The sequence below is a fragment of the Veillonella sp. ICM51a genome (genome assembly GCF_000524355.1).
GTDB classification, from domain to species: Bacteria; Bacillota; Negativicutes; order Veillonellales; family Veillonellaceae; genus Veillonella; species Veillonella atypica.
Genome location: NZ_JAPX01000015.1, coordinates 15,500 through 32,385, shown reverse-complemented (window position 1 = coordinate 32,385; position 16,886 = coordinate 15,500). Strand labels below are relative to the sequence as shown.

General features: G+C 41.8%; 13 protein-coding genes. All 13 read right to left on the bottom strand.

The window, feature by feature from the left end; genetic code table 11:
• Positions 1 to 22 precede the first annotated feature (22 nt).
• The 13 genes from HMPREF1504_RS01955 to HMPREF1504_RS01895 all read right to left on the bottom strand — a co-directional run bounded on the left by HMPREF1504_RS01955 (position 23) and on the right by HMPREF1504_RS01895 (position 16,682).
• Positions 23 to 2,152: a cation-translocating P-type ATPase gene (locus tag HMPREF1504_RS01955; RefSeq protein ID WP_005378095.1), complete on the bottom strand. Its 2,130-nt coding sequence runs from the start codon at positions 2,150 to 2,152 to the stop codon at positions 23 to 25.
• A gap of 213 nt (positions 2,153 to 2,365) precedes the next feature.
• Positions 2,366 to 2,689, bottom strand: a complete 324-nt coding sequence (locus HMPREF1504_RS01950; protein ID WP_038122987.1) for a YolD-like family protein — start codon at positions 2,687 to 2,689, stop codon at positions 2,366 to 2,368.
• 47 nt (positions 2,690 to 2,736) lie between these two features.
• Positions 2,737 to 4,020 (bottom strand): DNA repair protein, encoded by a 1,284-nt coding sequence (locus tag HMPREF1504_RS01945; RefSeq protein ID WP_038122986.1) that lies wholly within the window; start codon positions 4,018 to 4,020, stop codon positions 2,737 to 2,739.
• A gap of 224 nt (positions 4,021 to 4,244) precedes the next feature.
• A complete protein-coding gene (dnaB, locus tag HMPREF1504_RS01940) occupies positions 4,245 to 5,606 on the bottom strand; it encodes a replicative DNA helicase (protein ID WP_038122984.1) in 1,362 nt (453 codons plus the stop codon).
• 111 nt (positions 5,607 to 5,717) lie between these two features.
• The gene (gene rplI / locus HMPREF1504_RS01935; protein WP_005384538.1) at positions 5,718 to 6,164 is read right to left on the bottom strand and encodes a 50S ribosomal protein L9; all 447 of its coding nucleotides are present in this window, start codon (positions 6,162 to 6,164) and stop codon (positions 5,718 to 5,720) included.
• A gap of 2 nt (positions 6,165 to 6,166) precedes the next feature.
• Positions 6,167 to 8,188 carry a DHH family phosphoesterase gene (locus tag HMPREF1504_RS01930; RefSeq protein WP_038122982.1) on the bottom strand — a complete coding sequence of 674 codons (2,022 nt, stop codon included), beginning with the start codon at positions 8,186 to 8,188 and terminating at the stop codon, positions 6,167 to 6,169.
• 16 nt (positions 8,189 to 8,204) lie between these two features.
• Positions 8,205 to 9,164: a DUF2232 domain-containing protein gene (locus HMPREF1504_RS01925; RefSeq protein ID WP_038122980.1), complete on the bottom strand. Its 960-nt coding sequence runs from the start codon at positions 9,162 to 9,164 to the stop codon at positions 8,205 to 8,207.
• Between the two features lie 194 nt (positions 9,165 to 9,358).
• Complete coding sequence (locus HMPREF1504_RS01920) at positions 9,359 to 11,548, bottom strand: ribonuclease J (protein ID WP_232203310.1); 2,190 nt, start codon at positions 11,546 to 11,548, stop codon at positions 9,359 to 9,361.
• Between the two features lie 423 nt (positions 11,549 to 11,971).
• The gene (locus tag HMPREF1504_RS01915) at positions 11,972 to 13,048 is read right to left on the bottom strand and encodes a DUF805 domain-containing protein (RefSeq protein WP_038122975.1); all 1,077 of its coding nucleotides are present in this window, start codon (positions 13,046 to 13,048) and stop codon (positions 11,972 to 11,974) included.
• A 31-nt stretch (positions 13,049 to 13,079) separates the two neighbouring features.
• Entirely contained in the window at positions 13,080 to 13,871 is a 792-nt protein-coding gene (locus HMPREF1504_RS01910) for a uracil-DNA glycosylase (RefSeq protein ID WP_038122973.1), read from the bottom strand.
• A gap of 309 nt (positions 13,872 to 14,180) precedes the next feature.
• Complete coding sequence (locus HMPREF1504_RS01905; RefSeq protein ID WP_005378111.1) at positions 14,181 to 14,954, bottom strand: ABC transporter ATP-binding protein; 774 nt, start codon at positions 14,952 to 14,954, stop codon at positions 14,181 to 14,183.
• Between the two features lie 11 nt (positions 14,955 to 14,965).
• Positions 14,966 to 15,718 carry an ABC transporter permease gene (locus HMPREF1504_RS01900; RefSeq protein WP_038122972.1) on the bottom strand — a complete coding sequence of 251 codons (753 nt, stop codon included), beginning with the start codon at positions 15,716 to 15,718 and terminating at the stop codon, positions 14,966 to 14,968.
• Between the two features lie 10 nt (positions 15,719 to 15,728).
• A complete protein-coding gene (locus HMPREF1504_RS01895; protein ID WP_038122969.1) occupies positions 15,729 to 16,682 on the bottom strand; it encodes an ABC transporter substrate-binding protein in 954 nt (317 codons plus the stop codon).
• Positions 16,683 to 16,886 lie beyond the last annotated feature (204 nt).

Genomic DNA, 16,886 nt, shown 5'->3' with positions numbered 1-16,886 from the left:
AGCAGTTTATTATCTATCAGTATTATTTTCTACTTAAGATGCGGACAGAGTTTAAGATACAAAGGATGGATACGCCTGTATCGCCAAATACAGCCCACCACATGGATGCATAGCCTAAGATGCCAAGCAACATGATAAGGATTTTAACAGCAATGGCGAATACAACGTTTTGCCAAGCCACGCGCAATGTTGATTTGGACAAATCAAGAATATGTGCAATAGCGGTCAAAGATGGACGCATGAACACAACGTCGGCCGCTTCGATAGCCGCATCAGCGCCGCTACCCATCGCACCACCTACGTCAGCACCAGCAAGAACTGGCGCATCATTGATGCCATCGCCTACGAACATGGTAGGACCATATTCAGAGCGAATATCTTGAACAACGGATAATTTATCTTGAGGCAATAGTTGAGCACGTACTGCGCTTACACCCGTTTCTTTGGCGATATAGTTAGCGCTTGCTTCAGCATCACCAGTAAGCATAACAGTTTTAATATCTTGACGATTAAGATCAGCAATCGCTTCAGCAGAATCTGGACGAGCTTCATCGGCGATGATAATACGGCCAAGGTATGTATTACCTTCGGCTACAAGAACTTCTGTACCGTATTCAGCAGGTTCTGTTGGATAGCCTTGTACATCATAGCGTTCCATAAGGCGACGGTTACCAACAAGTACTTGTTGACCATCTGCCATACCTACCATGCCTTCGCCAGCTAATTCCTGAACGAAATCGGAAGGTTCCACTGTAAGGCCTTGATCTTTTGCTTCAGAAACAATGCTTGTTGCTATTGGATGTGTAGATACAGCTTCGATAGCTGCCGCCATGGATAATAATTGACCAGAACTTACATGGGAGCCTACAGTTTCTACGTTGTGAACTTTGAACTCACCAGATGTAATAGTACCTGTTTTATCAAGAGCTACTGCTTTCACATTAGCCAATGCTTCGATAACACGACCACCTTTAAGCAAGATGCCATGTTTGGATGCGTTACCAATACCGGAGAAGAATGCAAGTGGCACGCTTAGCACCAATGCACATGGACAAGAAATAACAAGGAATGTTAAGGCTGTATAAATCCATCTATGCCATTCGCCAGTAATGAGGGATGGAATAATCGCAACAGCAAGGGCAAGGGCTACTACGATTGGAGTATATACACGAGCAAAGCGCGTAATGAATTTATCGATTTTAGGTTTCGATGCAGCTGCATTTTCAACAGCATCAAGAATTTTAGTAACCATGGATTCTTCTAGAACCTTATCGACGCGCATCGTAATACGTCCAGTTTCATTGATGCAGCCAGACATCAATTGTGTACCTGGTTCTGCGCGAACAGGTACTGGTTCGCCGGTTACAGGAGCCGTATTGACGCGAGTTTCACCTTCAAGAATCGTACCGTCTAGAGGAATCAAATCGCCAGGACGAACTTCAATAGTCCAGCCCACCTCAACCTTTTCAGGGGACATAACTACAATTTCGCCACCGCCGCATGTATCTATGACGCGCACCTCTTGAGGACGCATATCTACAGCATTCATGATTTCTGTACGGCTACGATCTGTTGCTTTTTCTTCAAAGAATTCACCGATACGGTAGAATAAAATAACACCAACCGCTTCAGGCAATGCATCGATAGCGATGGCACCTAATGTAGCGATGGACATCAAGAAGTTTTCATCAAATATTTCACCCTTTAAGATATTACGCGCTGCTGTACGCAATACAGGAAATGCAAGGAGTACATAAGCAACGTAGTAAATCGGAGTTTCAATAGATTCTGGCAATCCGATGGATGGAACAAAGGAAGTCAATGCATCATAGATCATAAATAATAGACCTACTACGATAACTGCAATTGTTACAGAGTCATTGTCCTGATTGTTTTCACGGCCATCATCCACAGCCGCTTTAGATTTACGTTCGTAATCAGCTACTGTTACGCCCTCTTCGATAGCATCACAGATATCTTGAATGTCACGCTTAAGAGCCTCACGGTCCTCCCAAGAGCCAGTTAATTTTAATTGATGGGTAGCAAGTGTAAAGTTAGCTGTTTCTACCACATCCATTTTACGGATACGATCTTCGATTTTCGCTCCACAGTTCGGACAGTTTAAATTCTTTAGAAGTAATGTTTCTTCCATGATATCTCCTTTATCTATATTTGAAAGCACAGAAAGCTTTCATCCTATATGAATTAAAGCAACATATGAATGTTCGTTCATATATTATTTTAATAGAATTTATACTATATGTCAAGAAAAATTATCAAAATTAATAAGATGTAAAACAGCCCATACGTATCACCTATACGCATGGGCTAATTCTATATTCTTACATTATAGTATTTACTATTTTCATTCATAAAGATTGATTTCTTTTATATCTTTAAAGGTAATGACAATCCCCTCTATAGACATAGTATGAGCCGTCTTGTTTATCAGCTCTATAGCACCCACTAGTTCCGTATAACAATGACCGTTGTAATATAGGACTCGCACAAAATTCCCGTCTGTCAATGATTGGATTGTACGATTTAGTTCCTCTAGTTGGTCCTCAGATAACTCTACACGAACCTCCTTAGGCCGTGCTACGGCTGCCAGCAATGTTTCAAATCCCTTTAACGCCGCAAAAGGCATAAATTGTTTAGCCCGTTGCAAGCGCGACATCCGATGTTTCATGAATGTATACCTTCCCTCACGCAATACATCAATTCCTATTGTAAAATCTACTCTCCATTATGACCGCCTACCAATGTATTTCTAAACTGCATGGTCCCTTCTTCTTGCAAGCTAGATGCACGAAGGATAGCATTTTTACCAAAACGTCCTTTAATATTCAGCATGGTTTTCTGTATATGTTCCTCTTGCTCTGCTATATCCGTTAATGCATTACTAAACAGGTCCATTTCAGTCGGTACAGCGGCCTTATTAACTAAATCTTCAAAGCTAACGGCAATGCGTCGTATCAACTCATGAGGCCGTTTATATTTATCAAACAAGGCTAGTACAGCTGGACATAACTCTTGAAATGAGTCCGTATAATGCGCTAAGGTCCTAGATCCACCAGTGGACTTTACATCCTCTGCTGCATAGCCAATGTGAACATGAATACACTTTGTAACTGCCTTAATCTGTAACAGTTCAAGGACTAAGGACTCTACCATTTCACGCATGGGCAATCGCGCCTCATCAGCCGTATAATTGCGCAATAGAATTTGGCTTTGTGAAAGGGAATGTTTAGACGGTCTATAGGCGTGAATATCGGCAATAGTGCAGCTTTCACGACCCCACGCATGATCGATTAACAGCTCTGCGTTCACACCGAATTCCTTATACAGTTTATGTTCCGGTACTTGGGTGATGCCATGCAAATCAAAGGCGCCAAATTTACGTAAACGATTGGCAATACCGCTGCCGATTTGCCAAATATCCGTAATCGGCTGATGATACCAAATTTGCTCCTTAAAAAGGTTTTCATCAAGATACCCGATAAAATCCAGCGCATGCTTAGCCAGTATATCGAGGGCAATTTTAGCGAGAAATAAGTTAGTCCCAATGCCAACAGTAGCGTAAATATGAGTAGCGTCGAGCACCGCATCAAGCAGGAGTTGAGCCAACTGACGAGGCGTTTTCTTGTACAAATTCGTATATGGCGTGATGTCTATAAAGTATTCATCAATAGAATACACATGAATATCCTCAGGGGATATGTAATTTAGTAGCGTCCCATAAATCTGCGCCGACGCCTGCATATACCGTTTCATATGAGGCTTTACCGTGATGTATTCAATATGTGAAGGAATTTGAAATAAGCGAGACCGATTTTTAACGCCTAGCTTTTTAAGCGCTGGAGAGATGGCCAATGTAATCGCCCCCTTGCCACGCGAATTGTCGGCCACCACTAACGGTGTTGTAAAGGGATCCACACCCAAATCGGCACATTCTACAGATGCGTAAAAGCTCTTTAAATCAATACACATATACATCCGATCTGTATCAGCTGAACCCATACCAACACCTCCTTAAAACGCTAATTCACTAACTTTCACAAAAATTATTATCTCCGTAATTTCTATCATTAGTATAACAAAAATTTACAGTATTTTCAAACGTATGTTTGCCATTATGAAGATAATTTTAAACAAAAAAGGTATCTACTATTAGAGATAGTTTCTAATAATAGATACCTTTATATTCTTTGGTGTTACGTAAATATAACCCCAAGATCATTCATTTATTGTTCTGGTCCAACTTTGTCATCATCTACCGTATCGAGGAATCGTGTTAATTCGCCCTTAAATAAGAGACTTACCGTCCCCACAGCGCCATTACGATGTTTTCGAATAAGAACCTCTGCCTCATCCCCCATTTCAGAGTTTTCATCGTAATATTTATCGCGATACAAAAAAATAACGATGTCCGCATCTTGTTCAAGAGAACCAGATTCACGAAGGTCAGATAATACTGGACGCTTATCTGGGCGGCTTTCAACACTACGAGACAACTGAGACAAAGCAATAACAGGCACATTAAATTCACGAGCAATCAGTTTTAGGTTACGAGAGATTTCAGATACCTCTTGTTGTCGATTTTCACTGCCCTTACCGGAGCTACGGCCTTGCATAAGCTGAATATAATCGACGATAACAAGATCAAGACCATGTTCTACCTTGAGGCGGCGTAACTTAGCGCGCATATCCTGCACCGTAAGTCCTGGCGTATCATCGATAAACAGGCTGGCTTGACTCATCTCATCCGCCGCAGCCATCACCTTCCCCCAATCATTAGGGTCCATGTCAGCCTTGCGCAACTTGTCTGATTCAATACCGGCCACGGAGGACAAAATACGTCCTACCAACTGTTCCTTGGACATTTCTAGAGAGAAGAATGCTACAGTCCGCTTAATCCCCATCGCTACATTTTGAGCAATGTTCAAGGTGAAAGCAGTCTTACCCATAGCAGGACGAGCCGCTACGAGAATAAGGTCCGACCGTTGTAACCCATTTAACTTGAAATCCAAATCTCTAAATCCAGTTGGTACACCTGTAATAGACCCCTTATGTTGTTGCAGTTTGTTCAGTCTATCAATATTCGTAAGGACTATATCCCTGATTGGTGAAAACGTCGATTCAGATTGTGTTTGACCACCTACATCAAGAACGAGTTGTTCCGCCTTATTCATAATAACGGTTGGTTCATCCTCACCAGCATAGGTCATACCGACAATCTTATTACCTGCATCAATGAGGCGGCGCATCTGTGCTTTTTCTACAATAATGCGCGCATGTTCTTCAATATTATAGCCTGTCGCTTCATTCGCAAGAGATGTAATATAAGCAATGCCACCTACGGTATCCAATTTTTTACGTCGTTCTAGTTCTTCACTTAACGTAATGAAATCTACCGTCTTGTTGCTTTTTACAAGATTTAAAATAGCATCATAAATGATCCGATGCGTATCACGATAAAAATCATCACGATCTACGATACTTGTTACCAGATCAACGGCTTCGCCAGATGATGAACCATCTGTTAACAATGCCCCTAATACGGCCTTTTCCGCGTCCTCATTATGCGGTGGTATGCGTACGTCCATGTTCTTCTCCCCTTAACTAGAATATGAGTATCTTCCCTATGAAAGCGTGCATCACGCCTCTTCTATGCACAAAAAGAATCACCACACTCTGTGAGCATGGTGATTCGAAGATTATTCAGCGACTACGTTAACCTTGATAGTGCTCGTAATTTCTGGATGTACACGAACCACTACATCATGAACACCTAATGTTTTCAACGGTTCTTTAATTTCGATTTTCTTTTTGTCGATATCTACCTTGTATTGAGCTTTCGCTGCATCGGAAATATCTTTCGCAGTCACAGAACCGAATACGCGGCCTTCTTCACCCATGCGAACCTTAACAGTAACTTCAACCTTAGTCAATTGAGCTGCTAAGATTTTAGCTTCATCATTGGCAACAGCTTTATTGTGAGCGATGGATTCTTGCTTTTGTTTCGCATTATTTACGTTAGTTGCTGTACCTTCAAGACCAAGGCCTTTTTTAATCAATACATTACGACCATATGCGTCACTTACTTCAACGATTTCGCCTTTTTTACCAACTTTTTTTACATCTTCTAACAATACTACTTTCATTGTTATTCCTCCTCTTTTTCAGCGGAATGAAGGGCTTCTAGCGCTTTATCTAGAATAGCCGCCTTCGCTTCCTCTATCGTCATACCTTGTAGTTGGGCACCAGCCACTGTTCTGTGACCGCCACCACCCAAGGCTTCCATTACAACTTGTACATTTACCTTGCCCTTAGATCGAGCGCTGACGCCGATACCGCCATCATTAAGTGAGTAAAGTACAAAGGCTGCTTCAATATCTTCATTGCTGATGAGCATATCCGCACTTTGTGCGGCCAATGCCATCATATCCTTCATACCTGCTGGTGCCACAGAAATAGCAATACCTTCGGTACGATTGGCTTCAAATACCATTTTAGCACGCAATTGGATAGAATCGAAGGTTTCAATAAATAATTCTTTTACCCGTTCAATATCCGCCCCTGCACGACGTAAGAACGCTGCCGCTTCGAAGGTACGTGCCCCAGTTTGTTGATTAAAGTTTTTCGTATCTAATACGATGCCCGCATAGATACCTGTGGCTTCCGCTTTTGAAAGCTTTACAGGAACGCCTGCATATTGTACAAGTTCTGTTACGAGCTCACTCGTAGATGATGCAGCTGGTTCCAAATACGTAAGCAATGGATTTTCAATAAAATCTGCTGCTCGACGATGATGATCGATGACAATGCGTCGCTCAGATACTTCTAGAGCCTCTGGCGCTGCTACCATCGGTGTTCTATGCGTGTCACAAACGATGGCCAATGTATTCGCATCAGCCCACAATTTTGCTTCTGCAGGCGTTATGATATGAGTTTTCCAAAATTCGTCTTCCTCAAGAACATGTACCATTTTATCAATGGCATTTGTTTCTTTTGAAAGTACTAATCGCACCTCTTTACCAAGAGTACGTGCAATTGATACGACGCCAATAGCACCGCCTAATGCATCATAGTCCTCACGTTGATGACCCATAACAAGGATTTTGTCAGAATCATTCATCAATTCATGAATGGCTTGACTAACCACACGAGCACGAACGCGCGTATTTTTTTCAACACCTGCTGTATTGCCTCCGAAGAAGCGGGTGCTTTCACCATCCATAATGCAAACCTGATCACCACCGCGCCCTAAGGCAATATCGAGGGCTGCGCGAGCACGTTCGGACACATCCTTAACAGAGCCTGCATTTTCGCCAATCCCGATACTAATCGTAGCAGGCACTTGACGAGGAGAAGGCAATTTACGGATACGTTCAAGCACACTAAAACCGTTGTTTTCCATGTCTTGCAAAGCGCCCCGAGAAATGGCAAATGTGTACATATCATCTTGGAAGTTCCGAATGAAACCTTCGTGTTTATCGATTTCATCAACGACGATATTGTTGATTTCCGCCCATAGATTTGTATATTCTCTATCGCTGAGGCCCTTCGTCAATTCTTCGATATTATCGATTTGAATCATGCCCCATACAGGCTGTTCTTCTTGCGCCTTAATACGTTCCTTTTCAATGGCTGTAATATCCTTGAAATATAAGGCCATAACAGCATGTTCCGTTAATTCATCATTAGGATCTGCATCAGGTCTTGTATCGCGAGGGTCGATGAACTTGTACACTACTTGGAAATAGCGATCCCCGTATTGCTCTTTCAAGAACCCCGATTTGCCCCAAATCTTATCAATTCTAAATCCAGGAATCAAAGCGGACATTTTTTGCAATTTATTCCAGTCCACCGGAACCCAATCGGCAAACACACTATTATTCCATACCAATGTACCTTGCTTATTGACAAGTACAATAGCGGTCGGTAAGTTTTGTAATGCAAAGTTAGCCGCCTGCGTCACATTCTTCATCATAGCACCAAATTGTTCGCGTGCTAAGCGACGACGATTGTGGATGGTATTGTAATTAATCAAGTATACAGCAACCACCACGATGACTGATAATATGGCTAATAACCAATTTAAATAAGCGATGATTAAGATTAATAGAACGATGACACCAATAATGGTCCATTCCATTGCTTCCCATCTTCGTTGAAAGGATTTCATAGTAACCTCCTTTCTATTAATAACCTCGTTGATTGAAACGAGATCGTAAATCTAAAAACATATCCATAACACCAAACGTTACTAGAGATATTGGCATCATGACATATAAAAGAGCTATAATAACAAATTTTAATACCCTTGATACACCATAACCTTCTAAAACGCCAAGCAAAGAAGCGATACCGTTAAGGCCACAAGCAAAGGCGCCAAATAAAGCAATGTTCATACCAACAGTTGTAAGCAGCTCATTATTGATACCAACAAAGGATGAGCCATAAATAATAATAAGACCTACAGCCAATACACCAGCCGTCCAAACAGGTATTTGCCAGGTTGAAATAGCAGGCAATGGTTGTACAGGATTATTAGTACGTTTTGCAATGTATGCTGTAAACCGTGCCAAGATATAAGACGTAACAGCAAACGCACAAAACGCATAAGTGATAAGCATCCTTTTAATCTGTACTAAGCTCGCTTGTATTTGTTGTATATAAAGCTCTGTCTGTTCTGGTGGCAGCGATTGTTGTTTCACGGTGTCTATAAATGCATTTTGTACTTCATCACCAATATTTTGAATAGATGTCTGTAAATCAACAGACATAATAGACATTGATGCTAAGAGCGTAATAATAGTAGTCACCGCTAATGCTAGCGTAGGCACCAAGATTAATTTTAAAGGGGACCAACGTTTACGAAAACCGAGTCCAATAAAAATGCTTGGTACTGCATACATCAAGATTGTTCCTACAGCTGTCAATGGTCCCAATAAAATGGAAACAATGACAAAGGCTACTACAGCCGCAGAGCAGCTATAACGAACGCCCCACCTGATCCCTACTGTAGCAATCGCCGCAGGAGCTACGATAGTAGCTAACAGGGATAAAACAGGAAGACTAGCGCCTATAACGGTTAATACAACTACGATGGCCGCTAAAAACGCCGTTTCCACCATAGCTCTTGTATTTGTTTGTTTCATAATACTCCATTCAACACTAAAAGGATACTAGTTATCTTTTAATTATAGCAGTTTAAAGAAGTAACTTCAAATACCCTATATAGTAGACAATTACAGCAACTACGCTACTTATGGTGTCTCAAAATAATAAAGATATCCCTCTCAAGACTGTTCGCCATGTAATCACGGCATTCTGCTTGAGAGGGATATTTTATTTAGTGTACGTCTTGGATGATTGGTAAAATCATAGGTCTACGACGTGTTTTGTCATAGAAGAATTTGCCCAATGCATCGCGAACGTTTTGTTTAATTGTAGCCCAGTCCTTGATACGTTGTGCTTCACAATCATCTAATACTTGATGAACGCGACGTTCTGCTTCAAGCATAAGTTCTTCTGCATCACGTACATATACGAAGCCACGAGATACGAGATCTGGGCCTGCAATAATGGTACCGGAAGCAGTATCCATAGCCATAACAACGATAACCATGCCTTCTTGTGCCAATTGTTGACGATCGCGAATAACGATATTACCAACATCGCCAACACCAAGGCCATCAACGAAGATAGCACCCGCTTGTACACGGCCACCTTTACGGCCACCGTCTTTATCAAATTCAAAGATTTGACCATTATCGCCGATGAGGACCTTCTTAGGGTCTACGCCCATAGCCACACCAAGTTCACCATGACGACGTAACATACGGTACTCACCATGAACCGGGATGAAGTATTCTGGACGCACAAGGTTGAGCATTGTTTTAAGCTCTTCTTGGCTCGCATGACCAGATACGTGGATGCCACGATCTTTGCCATATACAACATGGCAACCTAGACGAAGTAAGTTATCGATAGTTCTACCAACAGCACCTTCATTGCCTGGAATTGGTGTAGCAGAGATAATAACAGTATCATTTGGTGCCAATTCTACAGTGCGGTGGTTGCTTGTAGCCATACGGGATAAGCCCGCCATCGGTTCACCTTGAGAGCCAGTTGTTAAAATCATGATTTGATCATCTGTATAGTTGTGCATTACATCTACGTCGATAATCGTATTTGGTGGAATATTCAAATAACCGCGTTCTTGTGCGATTTCTGTAACATTTACCATGCTGCGACCCATAACGACAACCTTACGGTTGAACATAACCGCCGCATCGATTGCTTGTTGGATACGAGATACGTTAGATGCGAATGTAGCCAATACAACGCGACCTTTTGCAGCACCTACAGCTTGTTTAATAGCAGGTCCAACGGAGCTTTCAGAACCAGTAAAACCAGGTTTTTCTACATTTGTAGAATCGGACATCAATGCTAGTACGCCCTTGTTGCCAAGTTCTGCGAATTTATGAATATCCATCAATTTGCCATCAACTGGTGTTTGGTCGATTTTAAAGTCCCCTGTATGGAGTACAGTACCGATAGGTGTATCGAAGTACACCGCAACGGAGTCAGGAATGGAATGATTAGTTTGGATAAAACCAACCTTTACTTGACCGATTTGCACTTCATCGCCTGCTGCAATCGTGCGAAGGCATTTTGGGGATACCTTATGTTCTTTAAATTTGCCTTCAATTAAGCCACAAACAAGATTTGTAGCGTATACAGGGCAGTTAATTTCCTTCATAAGGTACGCTAAGGAACCGATATGGTCCTCGTGACCATGAGTAATAACGACTGCTTTCACGCGATCTTTATTCTCAATGATATAGCTCATATCAGGAATAACGATATCTACGCCAAGCATATCTTCACTAGGGAACGCAAGACCTGCGTCAAGAACGATGATTTCATCCTCGTATTGGAAGATGGTCATATTTTTACCGATTTCACCAAGGCCACCAAGAGGGATAATTTGGAATTTACCCTTGTTGGAGCCCTCTGGTTGACGACCAATTAAATCGGATTGAACCTCTTGGTTGCGGTCGTGGTTGCGAGCCATCGGACGGTTGTTAGTGCGCGTACGACGGTTGTTAGTATTTTCATTGCGATTATTATCATTCGCATTGCGTGTACGCGTATTACGTGTATTTCTTGTATTACGAGTATTCTCGCCATTTCGCTCAGTACGATGTGTATTTTCACCGCTTCGAGTTGTACGACTTTGACGAGGTTGGCGAGGTTTACGTTCTGTACCTTGTTGTTCGCCTTGCTCAGCCGTTGAGCGTTGACGACGTGTGTTCGTTCTTGTATGTGTCGCACGTCGTTGGCGGCCTTCGCCATTTTGACTAGCTTCGCCTGTATGACGGCGTTCACCAGTGCGACGACCTTCTGTATTGCGGTGTTCTCCCGCAGGTCGACGTGTATTGGTGCGACGGCGCGTTGTTTTTTGCTCACCTTGAGCAGACGGAGCCGTCTCTACTGCAGTCACTTGTGCAGTATGTTGATTATCTGTTGTATTCACAGTTCCTCCTAAAATTTTGTTCATTAATTTGTTTAACATATATTTTCACCTATCATTAAAATTTGATCTTTACAGAGGAACGGACAAACGAAAAAGGCGCTATCCAGCAGCGTCTTTCAAATGGGCGCAAAAATAGCGCAACTCAATTGTTACCGTTCAAGTCCTTTTGTCCATTCGCCTCGTGCAAATGAGTATAGTGTACCATTAAACGCGTCAGCCGCGACGTTACGTTCTCTTCGTTACCGTTTAATGTTCATTATAATCCGATCGTTCTGATGAAAGCCTCACTTTCATACGTTACTATTATTGTAACATAAAAATAGCGTTAACAAAAGAGGACCCTTACGTTAACGCTATTCCATTAATCCTGTACGAATTTGAGCTGATAATCGCACAAAATCTAACCATGTTTATACATCATATTTAGTTATCATCATCAGGCAAATGTTTGTAAAAGCCTTCAATATGCCACGCACCATTTTCTTCAATAAGAGAAATATATCGCTTCATCGGTTTAGCCTCTACCATGCCTTCGCCAGCCTTTGTAGTTTGTAAATCTGCTTCAAATACAATACGCTTTAAACTGCCTGAACGACTCAGCCGTGCCACATCCAAGGTAACCATATCCACTTTTGTACCTTGCTGCATAGCTATGAGCCATTTTTGTTTTTCTACCGGATTTGTCTTAACTTGGTTCATCACATACGTGAAAGCCTTATCATAATTCTTATTATTTACCGCATCAAAATAGCCTTGTACCGATGCACGAGCGGCCTCTTCACTGCCTTCACCAACAATGGCATTTGTAAACCACCCTGAAGGGAATACTTCATTTTCCGGTCCCATAGTTCGTAAAGAAAATCCAAATATACATACTATACTTACAAGCACAACAATTAAAACTCTCGTTGTTAACGAACTGCTCGTAGGGGATACTTTCATAATTGAAGCTAGCCGTTTATCTATGACGATATGCTGCAATGCACTACCATATTGATTGTCCTGTGGCTGCCCCTTTTGACATAACAAGGCGAACAAAATCAAAGGTCCTACAAAGGGGAGGAGGAACAGCAACAAGCTCATACTGCCTCGTCCCGTATCATGAAGTCGGCGCACACATAACGACCCTAATGGAAGCAAGGATACTAAACATAGTATAGCCGTTAAGAACCCACCTAAACCGATTAAATACGGTCCCGTTTGAAATATAGCGGTTATAGCATAGAAAAAAGCGAGCAAACCAACCATACATACATGCCACAGCAATAGAAATTGTAAGAATTCCCTCCGCGAAGCGCGACCATCCGTATCCATGAACTTATTCATCACATAGAGATATGTATCCTTATAGCTAAGCTGATAATGGGATAAAGGATAAATTACATCACCTTCAGGTGCAATGCGCTCCACCTCTGTAGCCACCGTATACTGCCCACATGTAGGACAAAACATAGCCGCCTCATCACAATATTGATGGCAAGCATCACAATAACGTTTCATAAGTATCTCTCCAAAAACTCTCAAATGTTTACTATTTTAAGTATGTATCTATAGCCTCCGCAAAGCCCTGACGATATAGATTAGCACCGCCGTTTGCAGGGTGGCGCAACCCAATAGCAGACAATCCAAATTTTCCCATTGTATCTGCAGATTTTTGGCCTACGGCGAGCACAAGAGGTTCTACGCCGCCTAATTCTATATGTAAATCTAACAAGCGTTTTGTATACTCCCAACCTAGTTGTTGTTCTCTATCCGTAGGTGTACGGTTAGTCAATGGATTATCATCCTTATGAGGATGGAAGGGGAATATATTCCACAACAACGTATCATATGGATCTATCCCCTTTTCAACGATAGCACTCCACACCACAGTGTCAGTAGGTTCGTTAAAACCGTCCTTCTGCTGTGTTCCTTTTAATAAAGAGCTAGTAGGCGAACTAGTGCGTTCCAACCGAATCGGCGTTACATCCTTCGCACGAATGGTTTTGTGCTTATCTAATAGCATTCTTTCACAAGTAATAGCAATGCCACTAAAACGTCCGCCTTGATATCCTACTGCCTCAGCCACTACAAATACCTTAGCTCGACCTAAGCGCGGTAATAAATAAGCTACTAAATTATCTCGACGCACTTGGGCCGCATCAAAACCATCTGTAACAATCTCTAAATCAGGATTTACCTCACCCCAAGGATTATGGACGAGACCACCTTGATACTGAGCGAGCCAGTCTACAAAACCGTGCACCTTCGCCACGCGCTCCGCATCAAAGGTTGCTATATATTCATCAAAAGACAAGGTCTTCTCTAACTCAAATAAAGACATACAGCCTCCAATTAAAATTTATATGTTATTACCGATATATATCTACTATACATGATAATTACACGAATTGCATAAGAAATATATAGTTAGATAGGAAGTTTCATGGTGATTAACCCCGTTAGCTTAGACGATTAAAAGCAATAAAAACTCCCTCAAGTATTTCGCCGTTCTTGAGGGAGTTTTTTTGTGCTTACAGTGAATTCTTACAATCCTTCAGCTACTTATAGTATACATTATTTTAGAGTTTTGTCTATTATAAAACACCCAAGAGTGTAAAACTCCTTGGGTGTTTCATTAAGGTGTATATAACTAAATATAGAACTCGATTTTGTCTTCTTTTGCCAATTGGAATTGTTCAAAAATATGGTTTCGAATATTAACAAAGGATGCCGATGTGCGGTCGGTTCTATCGATGATATTTACAGGGATGATAGTTTGTACACGTCCCGGGTTTGCCGCTAGTACCACAACGCGGTCTGCTAGGACTACGGCTTCTTCAATATCGTGGGTAACAAATACAACAGTTTTGCCTTCTTCGCGGCAGATGCGAGAGATTTCGTCTTGTAAGTTGATACGTGTTAATGCATCGAGGGCACCTAACGGCTCGTCCATGAAGATAATATCAGGATCAACAGCTAATGCACGAGCGATGGATACACGTTGTTGCATGCCCCCAGATAGTTCTGCAGGGTAGCGATTACGGGCATGGTCAAGGCCTACCATTTTAACGTATTTGTCGATGATAGCAGGACGCTCTTCTTTAGGCACCTTTTTACTTTCGAGACCAAGCTCAATATTGCTTTCCACCGTACGCCACGGCAACAAGCCATAGTTTTGAAATACCGTTACATATCTGAGTTGAGGCGCTTTCACCTCTTCACCGTCGATAGTAATGGAACCAGATGTAACGAGCTCAAAGCCTGCCATAGCATTTAATAGCGTACTTTTACCGGAACCAGAAGGGCCTAAGAGGCAAATAAACTCGCCCTTTTCAATATCTAGATTAATATCTTCAAGAATGGTGAGTGGTTCCCCATCTTTCATAAATTCCTTGTGTGCATTGCGCACCGAAATGTAACCCATGAGGCCACCTCCTATTTCTCAATACCCCAACGTTTGTAAATCCATTTTTCGATGAGGGACACGCCCCAATCGAGTAAAAGCCCAACGAAACCGATGGTCAAAATGGCTACCATCAAGAGATCGTTACGCAAGTTATTTCTCATATCGATAATGAGGAAGCCAAGGCCTGTTTGGGAGCCTACCATTTCCCCTGTTACAAGGAAGATCCACGCCGTACCAAGCGCGATGTGAAGACCCGATGCAATACCAGGGAATACGGCAGGCAACACGATTTTAAATAACAGTTCTGGCTGTTTAATACCAAAGTTGCGCGCTACCTTGATGTACACAGGGTCAATATTTTGAATAGCAGACACGGTGGACAATAGCACCGGGAAGAATGCTGCGATAAAGATGATAACGATAGCCGGTGCTTGACCGATACCGAAGAAGAGAACGATAAACGGCAACCACGCCACAGGAGAAATTGGTCGAATGACTTGAACGATTGGATTGATGTAGTTCCAAATCCCCTTGTACCAACCTAAGATAAGACCGAAAAATACGCCGGCTACAACGGAAATAATATAACCGATAAAGAAACGCACTAAACTATCTGCAATATCTTTAAAAAGAACACCGTCGCCTATAAGTTCTCCAAATCCGAGTAATACCTTATATGGCGTTGGAAATAGCGCTTCATTAAAACCGCCGAGGCGAACGATCAACTCCCAAATTAGCCAAGCTGCGATAAATGAACCTGGCACATATGTATATTTCTTCATGGTCCCCCTCCTATGGTAACAATGATGTATCTACAAACTCTGAATAGGTCGGCACTTTTTTGATTAAATCAATATGTGTCATATGATGCACAAGCGCATTATAACGGTCCTCTGTAAGGGCTAAATCTCCAAACCCAATCACTTGTAAGGAACGTTCAATAATAGGGTCCTTAAACTTTAAATATTTTAAGGCAATTTCTTTTTGGGACTCTGGATGCTCATCTAGGTATTTACCTGCATCGAGATAGGCCTTGGTGAAAGCTTTTGCCAAGTCATGATGTTCATCGACGAATTGACCATTAAATACGAGGGCACAGCAAATATTATCATGCCAGAGATGGTCAGGATCTTCGAAGACCTTCCCAGTTCCCATTTCAAGGGCTAGAGAGCCAAATGGTTCGGCTACACTATACCCAGCAATTTGACCTACCGATAGAGCAGATGGCATTTCTGGAGGGCTCATTTCTACGATTTGTACATCTTTTTCAGAAAGACCCGCTTCTTCAAGCATGCAATCCACGAGAACTTTTTGAGTTGATTGTTTATGAGGGATAGCAAAGGATTTGCCTTTTAAGTCTTGAACGGAGTTAATATCCTTATTAACGATAATAATATTACCCTCAGTATGACCAAGTGCAGCAGCACGGACATCAATGCCTTGTTCACGAGCCTTTACACCAAGTTCAACGAGTACCGATGCAGCATCTACCTTACCTGTATTTAATGCATCCATCAACTCTGGCCAAGATCCATATTTAACAAGCTCTACATGTACAGGACCATCTGCCGTTTCTAATTCTTTTGTAGCGAATACTGGCAATGCATGGGTAATTGGTAAATAGGCTACGCGTACAGTCTTTAATTCTTGAGCCGTCTTTGGTTTATGGTGTTCATGATAACCATAGGCTATGCAGCCAATAACCAAGAGGATCACTCCGATGATTAGATACCATGTCTTCTTCATAACTTCCCCTCTTTCTACCTCACAACAAGGGGGCGATTTTGACACATGCCATTTCCGCACTTTTCTAAAACCTAGATGAAATAAGGTTTCAAAACACCTCGTTCTAAAAATTATATAACCCACTATACCAATATGTTTTTAATATGTCAACAATACATATAACTATAATGGGTTTTATTTCTAAAAAAATATAAATAGTAATTA

Coding starts and splice junctions, on each gene's coding strand:
- HMPREF1504_RS01955 (WP_005378095.1), bottom strand. CDS start 2,152: ATGGAAGAAACATTACTTCTAAAGAATTTAAACTGTCCGAACTGTGGA.
- HMPREF1504_RS01950 (WP_038122987.1), bottom strand. CDS start 2,689: ATGAAACATCGGATGTCGCGCTTGCAACGGGCTAAACAATTTATGCCT.
- HMPREF1504_RS01945 (WP_038122986.1), bottom strand. CDS start 4,020: ATGGGTTCAGCTGATACAGATCGGATGTATATGTGTATTGATTTAAAG.
- dnaB (WP_038122984.1), bottom strand. CDS start 5,606: ATGGACGTACGCATACCACCGCATAATGAGGACGCGGAAAAGGCCGTA.
- rplI (WP_005384538.1), bottom strand. CDS start 6,164: ATGAAAGTAGTATTGTTAGAAGATGTAAAAAAAGTTGGTAAAAAAGGC.
- HMPREF1504_RS01930 (WP_038122982.1), bottom strand. CDS start 8,188: ATGAAATCCTTTCAACGAAGATGGGAAGCAATGGAATGGACCATTATT.
- HMPREF1504_RS01925 (WP_038122980.1), bottom strand. CDS start 9,164: ATGAAACAAACAAATACAAGAGCTATGGTGGAAACGGCGTTTTTAGCG.
- HMPREF1504_RS01915 (WP_038122975.1), bottom strand. CDS start 13,048: ATGAAACGTTATTGTGATGCTTGCCATCAATATTGTGATGAGGCGGCT.
- HMPREF1504_RS01910 (WP_038122973.1), bottom strand. CDS start 13,871: ATGTCTTTATTTGAGTTAGAGAAGACCTTGTCTTTTGATGAATATATA.
- HMPREF1504_RS01905 (WP_005378111.1), bottom strand. CDS start 14,954: ATGGGTTACATTTCGGTGCGCAATGCACACAAGGAATTTATGAAAGAT.
- HMPREF1504_RS01900 (WP_038122972.1), bottom strand. CDS start 15,718: ATGAAGAAATATACATATGTGCCAGGTTCATTTATCGCAGCTTGGCTA.
- HMPREF1504_RS01895 (WP_038122969.1), bottom strand. CDS start 16,682: ATGAAGAAGACATGGTATCTAATCATCGGAGTGATCCTCTTGGTTATT.